Origin of the sequence: Azospirillum brasilense (assembly GCF_022023855.1) — a bacterium.
Taxonomy (GTDB): Bacteria; Pseudomonadota; Alphaproteobacteria; order Azospirillales; family Azospirillaceae; genus Azospirillum; species Azospirillum brasilense_F.
The window spans coordinates 2,191,211-2,207,803 of the sequence record NZ_CP059449.1; the positions used below are offsets into that span (position 1 = coordinate 2,191,211).

General features: G+C 66.8%; 15 protein-coding genes and 2 tRNA genes. 12 read left to right on the forward strand and 5 right to left on the reverse strand.

What is annotated here, in order from left to right:
* Positions 1 to 153 precede the first annotated feature (153 nt).
* Genes H1Q64_RS10350 through H1Q64_RS10360 form a run of 3 tightly spaced genes read left to right on the forward strand, consistent with a single transcriptional unit; the run spans position 154 to position 2,041 of the window.
* The gene (locus H1Q64_RS10350; protein ID WP_237903425.1) at positions 154 to 1,275 is read left to right on the forward strand and encodes a class I SAM-dependent methyltransferase; all 1,122 of its coding nucleotides are present in this window, start codon (positions 154 to 156) and stop codon (positions 1,273 to 1,275) included.
* A 46-nt stretch (positions 1,276 to 1,321) separates the two neighbouring features.
* On the forward strand, positions 1,322 to 1,552 hold the full coding sequence (locus tag H1Q64_RS10355) for a DUF1127 domain-containing protein (protein WP_237903426.1): 231 nt from the start codon (positions 1,322 to 1,324) through the stop codon (positions 1,550 to 1,552).
* A gap of 51 nt (positions 1,553 to 1,603) precedes the next feature.
* Positions 1,604 to 2,041: a helix-turn-helix domain-containing protein gene (locus H1Q64_RS10360; protein WP_237903427.1), complete on the forward strand. Its 438-nt coding sequence runs from the start codon at positions 1,604 to 1,606 to the stop codon at positions 2,039 to 2,041.
* A gap of 772 nt (positions 2,042 to 2,813) precedes the next feature.
* Here the strand turns inward: H1Q64_RS10360 and glmS are convergent.
* Positions 2,814 to 4,640, reverse strand: a complete 1,827-nt coding sequence (gene glmS, locus H1Q64_RS10365; protein ID WP_174437822.1) for a glutamine--fructose-6-phosphate transaminase (isomerizing) — start codon at positions 4,638 to 4,640, stop codon at positions 2,814 to 2,816.
* 57 nt (positions 4,641 to 4,697) lie between these two features.
* Entirely contained in the window at positions 4,698 to 6,053 is a 1,356-nt protein-coding gene (gene glmU / locus H1Q64_RS10370) for a bifunctional UDP-N-acetylglucosamine diphosphorylase/glucosamine-1-phosphate N-acetyltransferase GlmU (protein ID WP_237903428.1), read from the reverse strand.
* Positions 6,054 to 6,359: 306 nt separating this feature from the next.
* Between glmU and gph the strand changes: the two genes are divergently transcribed.
* Together gph and H1Q64_RS10380 are read left to right on the forward strand one after the other, a co-directional pair.
* On the forward strand, positions 6,360 to 7,040 hold the full coding sequence (gene gph / locus H1Q64_RS10375) for a phosphoglycolate phosphatase (RefSeq protein WP_237903429.1): 681 nt from the start codon (positions 6,360 to 6,362) through the stop codon (positions 7,038 to 7,040).
* Between the two features lie 145 nt (positions 7,041 to 7,185).
* Entirely contained in the window at positions 7,186 to 7,464 is a 279-nt protein-coding gene (locus tag H1Q64_RS10380) for a hypothetical protein (protein WP_200475224.1), read from the forward strand.
* Between the two features lie 4 nt (positions 7,465 to 7,468).
* Here H1Q64_RS10380 and H1Q64_RS10385 read toward each other — a convergent pair whose 3' ends face one another.
* A complete protein-coding gene (locus H1Q64_RS10385; RefSeq protein ID WP_237903430.1) occupies positions 7,469 to 8,374 on the reverse strand; it encodes a DUF3108 domain-containing protein in 906 nt (301 codons plus the stop codon).
* 165 nt (positions 8,375 to 8,539) lie between these two features.
* Here H1Q64_RS10385 and H1Q64_RS10390 point away from each other — a divergent pair.
* From H1Q64_RS10390 to H1Q64_RS10415, 6 genes are all read left to right on the forward strand, one after another.
* Positions 8,540 to 8,614: transfer RNA gene (locus H1Q64_RS10390), tRNA-Val, on the forward strand.
* Positions 8,615 to 8,746: 132 nt separating this feature from the next.
* A tRNA-Val gene (locus H1Q64_RS10395) sits at positions 8,747 to 8,821 on the forward strand.
* A 232-nt stretch (positions 8,822 to 9,053) separates the two neighbouring features.
* Positions 9,054 to 9,218 (forward strand): hypothetical protein, encoded by a 165-nt coding sequence (locus H1Q64_RS10400; RefSeq protein WP_014240656.1) that lies wholly within the window; start codon positions 9,054 to 9,056, stop codon positions 9,216 to 9,218.
* A gap of 151 nt (positions 9,219 to 9,369) precedes the next feature.
* On the forward strand, positions 9,370 to 10,260 hold the full coding sequence (panC, locus tag H1Q64_RS10405) for a pantoate--beta-alanine ligase (RefSeq protein WP_237903431.1): 891 nt from the start codon (positions 9,370 to 9,372) through the stop codon (positions 10,258 to 10,260).
* 141 nt (positions 10,261 to 10,401) lie between these two features.
* Positions 10,402 to 11,895 carry an NADP-dependent succinate-semialdehyde dehydrogenase gene (gene gabD / locus H1Q64_RS10410; protein WP_237903432.1) on the forward strand — a complete coding sequence of 498 codons (1,494 nt, stop codon included), beginning with the start codon at positions 10,402 to 10,404 and terminating at the stop codon, positions 11,893 to 11,895.
* A gap of 186 nt (positions 11,896 to 12,081) precedes the next feature.
* Complete coding sequence (locus tag H1Q64_RS10415) at positions 12,082 to 12,489, forward strand: flagellar basal body-associated FliL family protein (RefSeq protein ID WP_237903433.1); 408 nt, start codon at positions 12,082 to 12,084, stop codon at positions 12,487 to 12,489.
* Between the two features lie 140 nt (positions 12,490 to 12,629).
* Here H1Q64_RS10415 and H1Q64_RS10420 read toward each other — a convergent pair whose 3' ends face one another.
* Positions 12,630 to 14,015, reverse strand: a complete 1,386-nt coding sequence (locus H1Q64_RS10420) for a class II 3-deoxy-7-phosphoheptulonate synthase (RefSeq protein ID WP_014240660.1) — start codon at positions 14,013 to 14,015, stop codon at positions 12,630 to 12,632.
* A 216-nt stretch (positions 14,016 to 14,231) separates the two neighbouring features.
* On the opposite strand from H1Q64_RS10420, the gene H1Q64_RS10425 reads away from it, so the two are divergent.
* A complete protein-coding gene (locus tag H1Q64_RS10425; RefSeq protein ID WP_237903434.1) occupies positions 14,232 to 15,575 on the forward strand; it encodes an AmpG family muropeptide MFS transporter in 1,344 nt (447 codons plus the stop codon).
* A gap of 84 nt (positions 15,576 to 15,659) precedes the next feature.
* Here H1Q64_RS10425 and H1Q64_RS10430 read toward each other — a convergent pair whose 3' ends face one another.
* Positions 15,660 to 16,556 carry a manganese catalase family protein gene (locus H1Q64_RS10430; protein WP_145699941.1) on the reverse strand — a complete coding sequence of 299 codons (897 nt, stop codon included), beginning with the start codon at positions 16,554 to 16,556 and terminating at the stop codon, positions 15,660 to 15,662.
* Between the last annotated feature and the right edge of the window lie 37 nt (positions 16,557 to 16,593).

Here is a 16,593-nt window from a genome sequence, read left to right on the forward strand (position 1 = left end):
GCTGCGGCAGGGGGAAAAGACCAAATCGGACCATGGCGGGAGGGTCCGCTGTGCGAATTCACGCACGATTCACGGGTCTGATGACGGGCGGCAGACGGGCGCGGGGGCATGGTGCGGCCACGACACCTCCCGTATCCGGAAAGGAACGCTCCGATGACCGCCGTGACCTCCGCCATGACCTCTCATGACAGCACCGCCACCGCGACCACCAGCTTCGACCAGGGCCGGGCTGACGCCTTCGCGGAACGGCTGATCGGTGTGCTGAACGGCGGCGCCATGGCGCTGATGACCTCGGTCGGCCACCGCACCGGCCTGTTCGACCGGATGGCGCTGCTGCCGCCGTCCACCAGCGGAGAGATCGCGCAAGCCGCCGGACTCAACGAGCGCTATGTTCGCGAATGGCTGGGCGCCATGGTGACGGGCGGTTTCGTCGACCTCGACCCCGATACCGGACGCTACGCCCTGCCCACGGAGCATGCGGCCTCGCTGACGCGGTCCAGCCCGTTGGGCAACGTCGCGGTCTATGCGCAGTACATCCCCCTGCTCGGTTCGGTCGAGGACCGCATCGTGGAGTGCTTCCACAAGGGTGGCGGCGTGCCGTACGAGGCCTTCGCCCGCTTCCATGAGGTGATGGCCGAGGACAGCGGGCAGACCGTGCTGGGGGCGCTGATCGACCAGATCCTGCCCCTGGCTCCGGAGATCGTGGGGCAGTTGGAATCCGGCATCGACGTGCTGGACGTCGGCTGCGGCAGTGGCCGGGCGCTGAACCTGTTGGCCCGGACATTCCCGAACAGCCGCTTCACCGGCTACGACCTGTCGGTGGAGGCCATCCGGCGCGGGCGCGCGGAGTCGATTCAGCACGGGACGGGCAACATCCGCTTTGCCCAGGCCGACCTGACGCATCTGGACGAGGTGGCTCGCTACGACCTGATCACCGCCTTCGACGCCATCCACGACCAGAAGGAGCCGGGAACCGTGTTGAGCGCCATCGCCCGCGCGTTGCGGCCCGGCGGCACCTTCCTGATGCAGGACATCCACGCCTCGTGCCACCACCACAACAACATCGGCCATCCCATCGGACCACTGCTCTACACGGTGTCCTGCATGCACTGCATGACCGTGTCGCTTGCTCAAGACGGTGCCGGATTCGGGGCGATGTGGGGGCGGGAAACGGCCGTCGCGATGCTGAGCGAACGCGGTTTCACGGACGTCACGGTGCAACAGCTGCCGCATGATCTGCAGAACGATTACTACGTCTGCCGGCGCGAGCCCTGATCGGCCGGCAAGCCGGGCCAGCAACTATTCAGAACAGGAGACAAGCATGTCGTCCACATCCATTCATGCGGTGCTGCGCGCTGATCGCAATACCGTTGGGTTTGCCGCGTGGCGTAGCGTGGCTGACATTCTTCTCGTGCGCCTTGGGGAAGGGCACCGGATGCGCCGGACAATGGCCTCTCTCCAGGAGATCGATGACTGGACTTTGAAGGACATTGGCGTCAATCGGTGCGAAATCATGTGCTTGGCCGGGCAGGGACTCGGCACGCGACGGTAAGTGGAGGGCAATCCGCGCGGTTTTGGTCCGAGGGCAGGGTCATCAGAGGGTATGCCCCTGAGCGTTGACGCTGCCCCCGCGCGCGGTCTGATCCGGCGGCTTATTGGTGAAAGCGATCGCAAGCGCAGCCGAGACGCGCGTCCCCTTCCGCCACACCGGGAAGGGCATCCGTTGATTGTGCCCCGGGGCGTGGTGTCTGAGGGGGCACTCAAGCCCTGCCGGATCGATCTGGGGAAAAGAGGGTATTCCGCCCTCGTGTTCGATTACCAGGAGGCGCGGCACTTCTTCCAATCCCGAAAGGCGGAGGAGTTGCATGGCTTCACTGTCCAGGACGCAACGGCGATGCTTGGGCTGCGAGAGGAGGTGGTTTACGACCTGATCGATGCCGGGCTACTGCAAGCGCGAGCGACTCGGCAGAAGAATGGCGCTATGACCGCAATCCCCGCAGCGGCCATGGAAGAGTTCAAGTCCGAGTATGTGGCAGGATAGGAGTCGGTCGATGGCAGTGCGGGCTGGCTCCAGACTTTGGTTCAGCTTCTCAAGGACTTTGATGTTTCTCCGGTAATGGGACCCGCAGTGGACGGGAGAAGCAAGACGTTCTTTCGGTCTTCCGATTTGGCGCGCGTACCCCTGAAACGTTTGGTGTGCAGCGTCTTCAAATCAGACCAAGCGCGTTGGAAATAACATCCGCTCGGATGACGGCTGGGGCGCATCCCTCCTCTATGCGGCTCCGTGATGTGACCGAGAGTCTCGGACAAGACGCAAGCCATCGACTTCCTGTCAGGCGACTTTCCGAGCCTTCTGACCGTGTGAAAACAGATGTCAATGCTGTGTGCGATTCGGCAGGAGAACCGGCTCTATTCCAACCAGCGTTGACGCTGGCCACGCCTCTGGCGCATCAAAGCCATCGGCGATTCGTCGAATGGCAAGGAGAGGATAGTTTTATTTTAGCTAATCGTCATGGAAAGCCATGAAGGAATAAACGCCCAACCTCATACGGGTACAAATTCTCATTTATTATGCTAGTAATCTTAAGGGTGTGTTATTTTCCTGGGCTAATTATGCCGGATTTTTTCCACCAAACAATGTATTTGCCGGATTCTCGCACATTATATCCCGGATAGGGCTTCTCTAAAATATTGATTCTCCGAGCGACCAAGTGCACTTTATGCCGGATTGTGCATCCGCGAGGAAACGAAAAAGCCCCCGCCGGTCGGACGGGGGCTTTTTCTTTGGCGGGGCCTTGTTTGACCGGGCCGCCTTACTCGACGGTGACCGACTTGGCGAGGTTGCGGGGCTGGTCGACGTCGGTGCCCTTGAGCACGGCGACGTGGTAGGCCAGCAGCTGGACCGGGATGGCGTAGAGCAGCGGGGCGACCAGCGGGTCGCAGGCCGGAAGCTCCAGCGACCAGCGGACCTTGTCGGACAGCTTGTCGATGCCCTTCTTGTCGGCGATCAGCAGCACCTTGCCCGACCGCGCGCAGACCTCCTGGACGTTGGACACGGTCTTTTCGAACAGGTTGTCCGACGGCACCAGGACGATCACCGGCACGCTCTCGTCGATCAGCGCGATGGGACCGTGCTTCAGTTCACCCGCCGCGTAACCTTCGGCGTGGATGTAGCTGATTTCCTTGAGCTTCAGCGCGCCTTCCAGAGCCAGCGGGTACATGGCGCCGCGGCCCAGATACAGCACGTCGCGGGCCTCCGCGACCTCCTGCGCCAGCTCGTGCAGGCGCTCGTCGTGGGCCAGCACGTCGGCGGCGCGGGCCGGCACCTCGCGCAGGGCCTGCGCGATCTGCTGCATCCGCTCCGCCGGGATCACGCCGCGGGCGTGGCCAACCGTGACCGCCAGGCAGGCCAGCGTGGTCAGCTGAGTCGTGAAGGCCTTGGTCGAGGCAACGCCGATCTCCGGGCCGGCCATGGTGTAGAGCACCGCGTCGGACTCGCGCGCGATGGTGCTTTCCGGCACGTTGACGATGGACAGGATCTTCTGGCCCTGGCGCTTGCAGTAGCGCAGCGCCTCCAGCGTATCCAGCGTCTCGCCTGACTGGCTGATGAACAGGGCCACGCCGCCCTCGGGCATCGGCGCTTCGCGGTAGCGGAACTCCGAGGCGATGTCGACCTCGACCGGTAGGCGGGCCAGCGTCTCGAACCAGTATTTCGCCACGACGCCGGCGTAATAGGCGGTGCCGCAGGCGACGATGGTCAGCTTCGTCGCCTTGGCGATGTCGAAGCTGGTCTCCGGCAGGGTGACGCGGCCGGTCTCCGGGTTGATGTAGGCGTTCAGCGTGTCGCCGATGACCTGCGGCTGCTCATAGATCTCCTTGAGCATGTAGTGCCGGTAACCGTCCTTGCCGATCAGAGCGCCGGACAGGGCGGTGGTCTTGACCGGACGCTCCACCACCGCGTCGGTGGCGTCGTGGATCACGGCGGCGGTGCGGGTCAGCTCCACCCAGTCGCCGTCCTCCAGATAGCAGATGCGGTTGGTCAGCGGCGCCAGCGCGAAGGCGTCGGAGGCGAAATACATCTCCCCCTCGCCGTAGCCGACGGCCAGCGGCGTGCCGTGGCGGGCGCCGATCAGCATGTCCTCCTGGCCGGAGAACAGCAGCACCAGCGAGAAGGCGCCGGTAAAGCGCTTGAAGGAGGCGGAGGCGGCCTCGACCGGACCCAGCCCTTCCTTCTCCATGTAATAGGTGACGAGGTGGGCGATCACCTCGGTGTCGGTGGCGCTTTCGAAGACGTAGCCGTGCTCGATCAGCTCGGTCTTCAGCTCCTGGTAATTCTCGATGATGCCGTTGTGCACCACGGCCACGCGGTGGGTGGCGTGCGGGTGGGCGTTGTTCTCGGTCGGGCCGCCGTGGGTGGCCCAACGGGTGTGACCGATGCCGATCACACCCGGCAGCGGGGCCTCGCGCAGCTTGGCGTCGAGGTTGATCAGCTTGCCCTCGGCGCGGCGGCGCTCGATGCCGCCCTTGACCAGCGTGGCGACGCCGGCGCTGTCGTAACCACGGTACTCGAGGCGGCGGAGACCCTCGACGAGACGGGGGGCCGCGTCATGCGTGCCGATGATGCCGATGATGCCACACATGAACCTGCAACTCCTGAATGATGGCCGGGGCCGGGTGAACGGTCAACCGGGGCAATCTTACGCCTTTTTCGCTTTCTCGTTTTGCTTCCGTTCGCGGAAACGCTTGGCCCAGCCGGTGTAAGCCTGCTGGCGCCCGCGCGCAACGACCAGAGCGTCGCCCTCCACGTCGGTGGTGACCACGCTGCCCGCCCCGACGATCGCGCCGTCGCCCACCCTGACCGGAGCCACCAGCGCGGTGTTGGAGCCGATGAAGGCCCCGGCGCCGATGTCGGTGTGGCTCTTGGCGTAGCCGTCGTAATTGCAGGTGATGGTCCCGGCGCCGATGTTGGCCTTCGCCCCCACCCGCGCGTCGCCGATGTAGGTGAGGTGGTTGACCTTGGCGCCGGCCTCGATCTTCGCGTTCTTGATCTCGACGAAGTTGCCGATGTGGGCGTCCGGGCCGATCTCCGCCCCCGGGCGCAGGCGGGCGTAGGGACCGACCTGGGCGCCGCTGTCCACCCGCACCTGCTCCAGATGGCTGAAGGCCTTGATCTCCACCCGGTCGGCGACGACCACGCCGGGGCCGAACACCACGTGCGGGCCGACGATCACGTCGCGGCCGAGGCGGGTGTCCACGCAGAAGGTGACGCTGTCCGGGTCGGTCAGGGTGGCGCCGTTGTCCATGGCGGCTTTGCGCAGGCGGCGCTGGATCAGCTTCTCCACCTCCGACAGTTCGGCGCGGGAGTTCACACCGACGACCTCCGCCGGGGCGGCCTCGACCACCGCGCAGGCCATGCCGTTGCTGCGGGCGATCTGCACCACGTCGGTGAGATAGTATTCGCTCTTGGCGTTGGCGTTGCCGATGCGGCTGATCAGGTCGAACATCCGCGCGCCGTCGAAGGCCATCAGCCCGGCGTTGCACAGGGTGACCTGGCGCTCCTCCTCCGATGCGTCCAGATACTCGACGATCTTCTCAAGCCCGCCGCGGGCATTCAGGATCAGGCGGCCATAGGCGCCGGGATCGTCGGGTCGCATGCCTAGAACGACGACCGCCGGGTCGCTCGACTGGCGCCGCGCGGCGACCATGGCGCGCAGCGTGTCCGGCGTGACCAGCGGCGTGTCGCCATAGAGCACCACCACGTCCCCGTCGAAGCCCTCCAGCAGGCCGAAGGCGGCGCGCACCGCGTCGGCGGTGCCGCGCTGCTCGTGCTGGACAGCGGTGGGGTAGGGGGCAACGGCGTCGGCCACATTGTCCATTCCGGGGCCGACCACCACGACCACATGGTCGGGGTCGAGCGCCCTCACCGCGGACAGGACGTGGCCGACCATCGGCCGGCCGGCGACGCGGTGCAGGACCTTCGGCAGGTCCGACTTCATGCGGGTGCCTTTGCCGGCGGCGAGAATGACGCAGGCGAGCGGGCGGTGCTGAGTCATCGGATATCCCTGCAGTATTGGAAACGGGTTATGGCGGACGGGCGGAAAAGCATGCGCATCAAAATCCGGACAAAACGTCTGTCTTCAGCCATTCAGTGCCACATCCGGTGCCAGGACCCCAAGTCAACTTTTGTGTCAATCTGACATACACAAATCGCGGCCCGAGGGTGTACGCACCCCGCGCCGCCGGTGCCGAAGGGCCTATGCCGGCGGTGGATGGCGGGAACAGGGGCTCGCCGCCGGGAGAAGGCCGTGCTATCGAAAGGGGTATCCGCCCGTCTTAGCGTCATCATGGGACTTCTGCCGATGTCTGCCGCGCCCGCCGCCATTCCCTTCTCCGCGGTCGTCTTCGACCTCGACGGCACGCTGATCGACAGCGCGCGGGACATGACCCGCGTCCTCAACCGCACACTGTCCCGCTTCGCGCGACCCGCCGTCAGCGAGGAGCAGGTGCGCGGCATGGTGGGCGACGGCTCGGCCGCCCTTGTCCGTCAGGCCTTCGCGGCGACCGGCGACGCTCTGACCGACGAGGCGCTGCGGACGGCCCTGGCCGACTATCTGGACGCCTATTTCCAGGACGACGAACCCCCGGTGCTCTATCCCGGCGTCCCGGAAACCCTGGCGGCGCTGGCGGCTAACGGCGTGAAGCTGGGGCTGTGCACCAACAAGCCGGAGCGGATCACCCGCAAGCTGCTGGACTCGCTGGGCCTGTCGCCGCTGTTCGGCGCGCTGGCCGGCGGCGACACGCTGCCGGTGAAGAAGCCCGACGGGCGCCATCTGTCCTGGGTGGTCGAGGCATTGGGTGGCGGCAGTGCCGCGATGGTGGGGGACAACCGCAACGACGTTAAGGCCGCCCGCGCCGCCGGAGTGCCGGTGGTGGCGATGACCTACGGTTATCCCCGCATGCCGGTGCAGGATTTGGGCGCCGACATCCTGCTCGACCGCATCGCCGATCTGCCGGACGCCCTGCGGCGGCTGGGCGGCTGAGCGGACGGCCGGGTTGCCAAGGCCGGCGAGGGCTTCGCCGTAGGTCTCCTTCTTGTCATGGTTAACGAGAGATTAACGGTGGCTAACGAAAGGTAAATGTAGTTGGATGGGTGCATCGAATGGTGGTGAGCGAAGGAGACACCCGATGGCCCAGATCCTTGCCTTCCCCGGTAAGACCCAGACCGGCAACACCCTCTCCGCCGATGTTCTGTCCATCGAAGGCCACACCGCCAACTTTACCCCGGCCAACAGCCAGATCGACTCGGCCACCGCCGACTTTGATCGGATGATGGCTCACCACAGCGACCTTCAGCGCAAGATGGCCGAGTTCAACCGCCTGTGCGAACAGGCGCTGGCCGAGCGGCCCATGGCCGAGTTGCTGTACCATCCCACCGCTTGCAGCGGCAGCGTCGGGCGCGCCTGACCCGTCAACGAAGCGGTGACGGCGCCGGTTCGGCGGGACGTTCCGCCGTCTGGTCGGTTTTGCGGGCGGCGATGAGGTGGACGACGACCCCGCCGAATCCGCTGTCGGTTTCCAACCGGACGGGCAGGGGCGGGCCGGCCCCTTCCAGCGGAGCGATCCACAGATCGACGGGCGGGCGTTCCTCCCGGCCTCCGCCGCGCTGCCAGAAGGCTTGACGAGGCGTGCGCTCGTAGCCGGCGATTGGCTTGTGGGACACCCGGCATTGCCGCGCCGCGCCCGAGAACACCGAATGGCGCGACGCCCCGACCATGGTCATTCCCCGGTCCGTGAAGATCATGTCGTACCGGCGGCGCCCGTCATAGATGGGCACGGTGCGCTGGCATCCCTCGCCGTGCAGCCCGGCCAGCAGCAATTCCACAACTCCGCTCAACGGATCGCGGGACTGCCGGGTGAGGTTCTCGGGGACGGGGTCGCGGTCCTCCTCCTCCGGGGGCGGGGAGACCTGCGTGCGAACGCGGCCGTCCGGCCCATAATCCAAGCTGACGGTCCGCGGGGAGCCGCGCAGAACGCCGGACTGGGTATGGCGGATCGGGGCGACGCCATCCGGCCCGACCGCGCCGACGCTCAAGGATTGCGTTTCCCAGGGAAAGAGGCGCCCCAGAAAGCCGTCCGTCGCGGCGTTGACCTGGACGCTGTAGCGGCCCTCGGTCAGGGTCAGTTCCGCCCGCGCGTCGAGCACGGCCACGCCACCGACATGGACGCGGTAGTCCAACTGCCAGCGCTGCGCCAGGGCGGGCAGGGGGAACAGACCGGAGAACGCCGCGCACATTCCCGCGATGAGGCCGGCGACGAGGGCGGTCGAGGGACGCTTGATCGGAGGCTGGGCGGGAAGCGCGGTCCGGTGCGTCATGTCCATTGGCTCATCGGGGGCTCCGGGCGGAAGGGCTTCTTTGATATTGGTGTGAAACAGGTGCTTGACAGGAGGGGGCGGGGCCTTTAGAAACCCGCCTCACCGCAGCGGTGGCAACGACGCGACAGCGAAACGAGCCTGATGCCGACGCGGTTTTACTGGGATGGGCGCATAGCTCAGCGGGAGAGCACACCCTTCACACGGGTGGGGTCGTAGGTTCAATCCCTACTGCGCCCACCATCCCAAAGTCCGATGGTTCGAGGGCTTTGCGGATGGTACCATCCCCTTCACTATATGGGCCGGTCAAGATCGGGGTCCGTCGGGCCTCGCATTGTCGTCTCTGTGGTGCGCCAGCGGTTGTTTCTTTGGGATGGGCGCATAGCTCAGCGGGAGAGCACACCCTTCACACGGGTGGGGTCGTAGGTTCAATCCCTACTGCGCCCACCATCCCAAACACCGCCTCCTCTGCGAGACATCGTTGGAATTCGCCAGAAACACGCCGCCGCTCCGGGTGCACGGCCATGTTCTGCTGCGTGAGTACAACAAAAATTCCTTGCTCAATCGCGCGTGCCTTTTTGAGACGAACGCCATCGCAGTTGATTCAGATCAGCTACAGCGCGTGGGGTTTTCGTCTATCGCTTCCAACATCCGATTTGCTCAATCATCTGGAAGCAGTGACATGGAAGATACGCGCGTGACCCTTCTCGCCCTCGGCCTGCTGGTCGTGGCGCTCGTCGTGATCCTGGGTTCGGTGGTGCTGTCTCCGGCCACCCTGGTCCTCCTGGCCACGCTCGGCGCCTGGGTGAACCTGACCTATCTGGTCGTCGTCACGCTGATGCGTTGACCGAGTCCGCGGGCGGGAGACCGCGCGGTCCGACCCGCCCGCAGGATGGAAAAATTTCAAATTCGGGCTCGCCCGGTTAATTCCATGACTGGACAGCGCCGATCCGGCGGTTTATCCCAGCGCCGTTTATGACGCCTGTGGAGCACCCGCCATGACCTCCCTCGCCGCCGCCCGCCTGCCGGAGTCGGAACAGCCCCTGCCGGTCGTCCGCAGCGTGGACGATCTCCGCGCCCGGGTCGCCGCCTGGCACCGCGACGGCAAGACGGTGGCCCTGGTGCCGACCATGGGCGCGCTGCACGACGGCCATCTCGCTTTGGTGCGCCGCGCGCGGGAACTGGCCGACCAAGTGGTCGCCAGCGTCTTCGTCAACCCCACCCAGTTCGCCCCGCACGAGGACTTCGACCGCTACCCGCGCGATGAAGTCGGTGATTCGCGCAAGCTTGCCTCGGCGGGCTGCCATCTTCTCTATGCCCCCACGGTGCGCGCCATGTATCCGGAGGGCTTCGCCACGGCCATTTCGGTCGGCGGCCCGGCGGAGGGGCTGTGCGGTACCTTCCGGCCGCAGATGTTCGGCGGCGTCGCCCTGGTCGTGACCAAGCTGTTCCTGCAGGCCCAGCCTGACGTGGCGGTGTTCGGGGAGAAGGATTACCAGCAGCTCATGGTCATCCGCCGCTTCGCCCGCGATCTCGACATCCCGGTGCGGGTGGAGGGGCTGCCGACGGTGCGCGAGGCTGACGGGCTCGCCATGTCGTCGCGCAACGCCTACCTGTCCGCCGACGAGCGCACCCGCGCGCCGGAGCTGAACCGCGCGCTTCTCGACGCCGCCTCGGCGCTGGCCGGCGGGGCAGAGGCCGACACGGTGCTGGAGGCGGTGCGGGCGCGCATCACCGCCGCTGGGTTCGGCTCCATCGACTATGTCGAGCTGCGCGACGCCGACACGCTGGCACCGGTGACCCGCGTGGAGCGTCCGGCGCGCCTGCTGGCCGCCGCCTGGATGGGCAAGGCCCGCCTGATCGACAACGTCCCGGTCCTTCCGGCGTAACCGCCGACCTCTCTTCCCCGGTCCGCACGGCCTCCCCACACAACAGGAAGGATCGCAGAGCGGGCGAGGTGCCCTATACTCTCTGCCGAACGCGCGGCCGACCGCGAGGCCGCGCGCAAGAAACGAGGGAAGGAAGGCACCATGCCGTACGATTCCGTGGACACCGCCCGCCGTCTTGGGTTGAAGGACGCCGAGCTGCTGCGCTTCCAGTGTTTCGTCGATGGCCGGTGGGTCGACGCCGACAGCGGTAAGACCGTGGAGGTGACCAACCCCGCCGACGGCAGCGTCCTGGGGAGCGTGCCGATGATGGGCGCGGACGAGACGCGCCGTGCCATCGACGCCGCCGAGCGCGCTTGGCCGGCGTGGCGCGCCCTGACCGCGAAGGAACGCGCGAAGACCCTGCGGACGTGGTTCGACCTGATGATGGCGAATCAGGAGGATATCGCCCGCATCATGACGGCCGAGCAGGGCAAGCCGCTGGCCGAGGCGCGGGGCGAGGTGGCCTACGCCGCGTCCTTCATCGAATGGTTCGCCGAGGAGGGCAAGCGCGTCTACGGCGACACCGTCCCGCAGCATCTGCCGGGCCGCCGCATCGTCGTGACGAAGGAGCCGATCGGCGTCACCGCCGCCATCACGCCGTGGAACTTCCCGGCGGCGATGATCACCCGCAAGGCCGGTCCGGCGCTGGCCGCCGGCTGCCCGATGGTCATCAAGCCGGCGACCGCCACCCCGCTGACCGCGCTCGCCATGGCGGTGCTGGCGGAACGGGCGGGCATTCCGGCGGGCATCCTCAGCGTCGTCACCGGCTCCGCCCGCGCCATCGGCGGCGAGATGACCGGCAATCCGACGGTGCGCAAGCTGACCTTCACCGGCTCCACCGAGATCGGCAAGGAACTGATGGCCCAATGCGCCGGCACGGTGAAGAAGGTGTCGCTGGAGCTGGGCGGCAACGCGCCCTTCTTGGTCTTCAACGACGCCGACCTCGACGAGGCGGTGAAGGGGGCCATCGCGTCGAAGTACCGCAACACCGGCCAGACCTGCGTCTGCGCGAACCGGCTGCTGGTGCAGTCCGGAGTCTACGACGCTTTTGCGGCCAAGCTGGCCGAGGCGGTGAAGGCGCTGAAGGTCGGCCCCGGCCTGACCACGGAAGGGGCGCAGCAGGGACCGCTGATCGACATGGCCGCGGTGGAGAAGGTCGAGGACCATATCCGCGACGCCACGGAGAAGGGCGCGCGCGTGGTGCTGGGCGGCAAGCGGCATGAGCTGGGCGGCAGCTTCTTCGAGCCGACCATCCTCGCCGACGTGACCCCGGCGATGAAGGTGGCCCGCGAGGAGACCTTCGGCCCGGTCGCCCCGCTGTTCCGCTTCGAGACGGAGGAGGAGGCCGTGCGCATGGCCAACGCCACCGAGTTCGGTCTCGCCGCCTACTTCTACAGCCGCGACATCGGGCGCGTCTGGCGGGTGGCGGAGGCGCTGGAATACGGCATCGTCGGCATCAACGAGGGCATCATTTCCACCGAGGTCGCCCCCTTCGGCGGCATGAAGGAAAGCGGCATCGGCCGCGAGGGTTCCAAGTACGGCATCGAGGATTACTTGGAAATCAAGTATTTGTGCATGGGCGGCATCGGCGGCTGAGTGCCGGGCGCTGACTTCAAGTAAAAAGGCGGGGCTGGTCGCGCGACGCGCTTTGACCGGCCCTGTTTTTTTATCTAGAATAAATCATCGTTAAATTTGCCCATACCCCAATCAGGGGAATAGCGGGGGAAAGGCGGCCCGGTGCGGTTTCTGCTGCGGCGCTCCGATGGGGAATCGGTGTCCCTGATGCCCGTCCTCATCGCGGTGGTCTTGGTGCTGCTTGCCGCGCTGGGCACCTGGACCGTGGTCTCCGTCAAATCCGGGGCCCGCAGCACCGGTGGCGACGGCAAGCCGCAGAAGACCTACGCGTCCTTGCCGACGATGACCTTCACGCTGGGGGGCAGCGACGCGCGTCTGGTGGACATCCGCGTGCTGTTGGAGATCGAGCCCACAGGGGACCCGAACCCGGCCACGCCCTTCGTCCCCCGCATCGCCGATCAGATGGCTGACCGGCTGCGCCAGATCGAGCCAAGTCAGTTGAGCGGGGCCGAGGGCGCCAACCTGATCAAGAGCACCGTGGCGAGCGTGATGAAGCGTGAGGCGCAAGCCATACGGGTGCGCGAGGTGCTGCTGGAGCGGATGGTGGTGCGGTAGGCGCGTGCGCCGGTTGCCCCCACCCTAACCCTCCCCCGCTTCGCAGGGGAGGGAAATGCCGCCGTTTCGCAGAAGGCACCCTCCCCTGCGAAAGCGGGGGAGGGCCGGGGTGGGGGCAGTAATGCCCCCGGGGAAACGCCTTACTCCGCCGCCGCGCGGCGGTCGGCGTCGCGCTTCAGGCGGGCGCGCTTCAGCTCTTCGGCCAGCAGGAAGGCCAGTTCCAGCGCTTGGCTGGCGTTCAGCCGCGGGTCGCAGGCGGTGTGGTAGCGCAGCGCCAGCTTGTGGTCGGTGATCGCCTGGGCGCCTCCCGTGCACTCCGTCACGTCCTGGCCGGTCAGCTCGAAATGGACGCCGCCGGCGTGGGTGCCCTCGGCCTCGTGCACCGCGAAGAAGTCGCGCGCCTCCGACAGCACCTTCTCCACCGGACGGGTCTTGTAGCCGCTGGAGGATTTGACGGTGTTGCCGTGCATCGGGTCGCTGGACCAGACGACGACGCGGCCCTCGCGCTGCACCTTGCGCAGCAGGGGCGGGAACTTCTCCGCCACCTTGTCGGCACCCATGCGGACGATCAGGGTCAGGCGGCCCGGCTCGTTGGTCGGGTTCAGCAGGTCGATCAGGCGGATCAGCTCGTCCGGATCGGTTGTCGGGCCGCACTTCAGGCCGATCGGGTTCTTCACGCCGCGCAGGAACTCGACATGCGCGCCGTCCAGCTGGCGGGTGCGGTCACCGATCCACAGCATGTGGGCCGACACGTCGTACCAGTCGCCGGTGGTGCTGTCGACGCGGGTCATCGCCTGTTCGAACGGCAGCAGCAGCGCCTCGTGGCTGGTGAAGAACTCGGTCTCGCGGATCTGCGGGGTGGTCTGGGCGGTGATGCCGCAGGCCGCCATGAAGCCCAACGTCTCGTCCAGCCGGTTGGCGATCTCGCGGAACTGCTCACCGGCGGGGGAGCGCTCGACGAAGCCCAGAGTCCACTGGTGCACCTTATGCAGGTCGGCGTAGCCGCCCTGGGAGAAGGCGCGCAGCAGGTTCAGCGTGGCGGCGGCCTGGGTGTAGGCCTGCATCATGCGCTCCGGGTCGGGAACGCGGGCGTCCGGCGTGAAGTCGAAGCCGTTGATGATGTCGCCGCGGTAGGACGGAAGCTCGATCCCTTCCAGCACCTCGGTGTCGGCGGAGCGCGGCTTGGCGAACTGCCCGGCCATGCGGCCCACCTTGACCACCGGGATGGCGGCGCCGAAGGTCAGCACGACGGCCATCTGCAGCAGGACGCGGAAGGTGTCGCGGATGTTGTTCGGGTGGAACTCCGCGAAGCTTTCCGCGCAGTCGCCGCCCTGCAGCAGAAAGGCGTTGCCGGCAGCGGCGGCGGCGAGGCTGTCCTTCAGCCGGCGCGCCTCGCCCGCGAAGACCAACGGGGGATAGGAGGACAGGCGCTGCTCGACCGCTTCGACCTTGGACGGGTCCGGATAGGTCGGAAGCTGCTTCGCCGGCTTCGACCTCCAGCTGTCGGGGGACCAACGCTCAACCATGACGCCCGCTCTTTCCTTGTGCTAAGGGTTCCACCTGGGGCCGGATGACGGCCGGAGGGGTAATCTGTATAGCGGTAGTCGGGAAATTTTTCCATAGTTTCGACCGCAACTTCCGCAATGGATGATGCGGCGCGGTGCCCGAAAAAGCGCGCTGGCCGGGGCATCCGGACACGGCCTATACAGACGAACACGCAGGTGTGCGGAAGGGTTGAGCGGGTGAAAGCATCCTCCTGGGGTCAGGCGGCCTCCGTCTATCTTGACCGGCGCGTTCTGGCCATTCTGTTCCTCGGCTTTTCCGAAGGGCTGCCACTGGCGTTGACCGGGTCCACCCTGTCGATCTGGCTGCGCGAGGGCGGCGTCAGCAAGACGGCCATCGGCCTGTTCGCGCTGGTCACCATGCCCTACGCGCTGAAGTTCGTCTGGGCGCCGCTGATCGACCGGCTGCGCCTGCCGGTGATGACGCGCCTGTTCGGGCGGCGGCGCGGTTGGGCGCTGGTGGCGCAGGCCGGTTTGATGGCTGCCCTGGTCGGGCTGGGCAGCACCAACCCGGTCACCGACCTGTGGTGGACCGCCATGCTGGCCGTGGTGGTCGCCTTCTTCTCGGCCAGCCAGGACATCGTGGTCGACGCCTACCGCGTCGAGGTTCTGGAGGAGCACCAGCAGGCCGCGGGTGCGGCCATCCTCGTGCTTGGCTACCGCTTCGGCATGCTGGCGGCGGGGGCGGGGGCCTTGTACCTCGCTGAATTCTTCGGCTGGCACGTCGCCTACTACGTCATGGCCGGGCTGGTCGCGGTCGGCATGGTGACGATCCTGCTGAACCGCGAGCCGAAGGTCACGGACACCGCGGAGTCCAAGGCGCGGGAACGGCATGTGGCCGACTGGCTGGCCGCGCGCCCGCATCTGACGGGCTGGAAGGCGGACCTGCTGGCCTGGATCTACGGCGCCGTCGTGGCGCCCTTCGTGGAGTTCATGACCCGTCCGGCCTGGGCGGCGGTCCTGCTGTTCATCGCCTGCTACAAGCTGGGGGACGTGCTGGCGGGGGTGATGTCGGCGCCCTTCTACGTCGATCTCGGCTTCGAGAAGACGGAGATCGCCAACGTCACCAAACTGTTCGGCCTGTGGGCGACCATCGTCGGCGGGCTGATCGGCGGCGTGCTGGTCGGGCGCGTCGGCGTGCTGCGCGGGCTGCTGGTCGGCGGGCTGATGCAGATGCTGTCGAACCTCGGCTACGTCATGCTGGCGCAGGTGGGGCACGACGTGTCGGCGCTGGCGGTGACGGTGGCGCTGGAGAATGTCTGCGGCGGCATCGCGACGGCGGCCTTCGTCGCCTATCTGTCGAGCCTGTGCAACACGGCCTACACGGCCACGCAATACGCGCTGCTCAGCAGCTTCTACAAGCTGGGCGGGGACCTGTTCGGGGCGTCGTCGGGCTGGCTGGCCGAACGGATGGATTGGAGCAGCTTCTTCCTGCTGTCCACCGGAGGGGCGGTGCCGGGGCTGCTGGTTCTGCTGTGGCTGATGACGCGGCCAAGGCGGGATGAGGCGGTGGTGAAGGTTTAGGTGGGGGAGTCGGCAATCCGACACATGCCCCCACCCTGACCCTCCCCCGCTGGGCGGGGGAGGGGAAACAGGCGGTAATGGGCTTTACTTCACCGGGGTCATCTTGCCGGAGCCGGGGCCGGCGCCGAGGTCGGCACCCGTCACCGGGTTCACGTCGGTGCGCGACATGGTGCGCTTGGCGGCCTCGTTGACGGCCTTCATCTCTTCCGCCGCCAGCCGGACCGAGGGGTTGCCGTCACCGCCACTGACCGGGGCCTGGTCGGGGGTGATGTTCACGAACTCCCACTGCTCGCCCTGGTTCCACGGGCCGCGCATGTCGCCGTCGCCCTGGCTCATGTTGTAGTACTTGTCGGTGTATTCGGGGTTGCCCGGCAGCTTGCCCGGCGGGAAGTTGTTCTCGATGGAATAGAGCGCCTTCTCGAACATCTTCTGGTGCGCCACCTCGCGGGTCATCAGGAAGGTCAGCGCGTCCTTCACGCCCGGGTCCGGGGTGATGTTGATGAGGCGCTCATAGATGATCTTGGCCCGCGATTCGGCGGCGATGTTGGAGCGCAGGTCGGCGGTCGGCTCGCCGATGCTGTCGATGTAGCCACCGGTCCACAGCTGCCCCGCGGAGTTGGTCAGGGCCGGGCCGCCGCCGTAGAGCAGGGCCAGCGTGTGGCTGCCGTTGCCCTTGGCGATGTCGGCATAGAGGTCGGTGACCTCTTCGGCGCCCTCGGCGAGCTTGCCCTTCACGCCCTTGGTCAGCATGGCGACGATGCTGCCGATGATCTCCAGATGGCTCAGTTCCTCGGTCGCGATGTCGATCAGCATGTCCTTGCGGCCCGGGTCCTCGTCGGAAAGGCCCTGCGTGAAGTAGCGCAAGGCCGCCGCCAGTTCGCCCTGGGGACCGCCGAACTGTTCCAGCATCAGGCTGGCCAGCTTCGGGTCCGGTTCAGCGACGCGGACCGTGTACATCAGGTTCTTGTTGTGCATGAACATGCGTAGGAGCCCTCCCGGAGCCTGGATGAAGGATGGG

What these genes read in the sequence shown, in the direction of transcription:
- H1Q64_RS10350 (WP_237903425.1), top strand. Translation starts at nt 154, where the DNA reads ATGACCGCCGTGACCTCCGCCATGACCTCTCATGACAGCACCGCCACC.
- H1Q64_RS10355 (WP_237903426.1), top strand. Translation starts at nt 1,322, where the DNA reads ATGTCGTCCACATCCATTCATGCGGTGCTGCGCGCTGATCGCAATACC.
- H1Q64_RS10360 (WP_237903427.1), top strand. Translation starts at nt 1,604, where the DNA reads ATGCCCCTGAGCGTTGACGCTGCCCCCGCGCGCGGTCTGATCCGGCGG.
- glmS (WP_174437822.1), bottom strand. Translation starts at nt 4,640, where the DNA reads ATGTGTGGCATCATCGGCATCATCGGCACGCATGACGCGGCCCCCCGT.
- glmU (WP_237903428.1), bottom strand. Translation starts at nt 6,053, where the DNA reads ATGACTCAGCACCGCCCGCTCGCCTGCGTCATTCTCGCCGCCGGCAAA.
- gph (WP_237903429.1), top strand. Translation starts at nt 6,360, where the DNA reads ATGTCTGCCGCGCCCGCCGCCATTCCCTTCTCCGCGGTCGTCTTCGAC.
- H1Q64_RS10380 (WP_200475224.1), top strand. Translation starts at nt 7,186, where the DNA reads ATGGCCCAGATCCTTGCCTTCCCCGGTAAGACCCAGACCGGCAACACC.
- H1Q64_RS10385 (WP_237903430.1), bottom strand. Translation starts at nt 8,374, where the DNA reads ATGACGCACCGGACCGCGCTTCCCGCCCAGCCTCCGATCAAGCGTCCC.
- H1Q64_RS10400 (WP_014240656.1), top strand. Translation starts at nt 9,054, where the DNA reads ATGGAAGATACGCGCGTGACCCTTCTCGCCCTCGGCCTGCTGGTCGTG.
- panC (WP_237903431.1), top strand. Translation starts at nt 9,370, where the DNA reads ATGACCTCCCTCGCCGCCGCCCGCCTGCCGGAGTCGGAACAGCCCCTG.
- gabD (WP_237903432.1), top strand. Translation starts at nt 10,402, where the DNA reads ATGCCGTACGATTCCGTGGACACCGCCCGCCGTCTTGGGTTGAAGGAC.
- H1Q64_RS10415 (WP_237903433.1), top strand. Translation starts at nt 12,082, where the DNA reads ATGCCCGTCCTCATCGCGGTGGTCTTGGTGCTGCTTGCCGCGCTGGGC.
- H1Q64_RS10420 (WP_014240660.1), bottom strand. Translation starts at nt 14,015, where the DNA reads ATGGTTGAGCGTTGGTCCCCCGACAGCTGGAGGTCGAAGCCGGCGAAG.
- H1Q64_RS10430 (WP_145699941.1), bottom strand. Translation starts at nt 16,556, where the DNA reads ATGTTCATGCACAACAAGAACCTGATGTACACGGTCCGCGTCGCTGAA.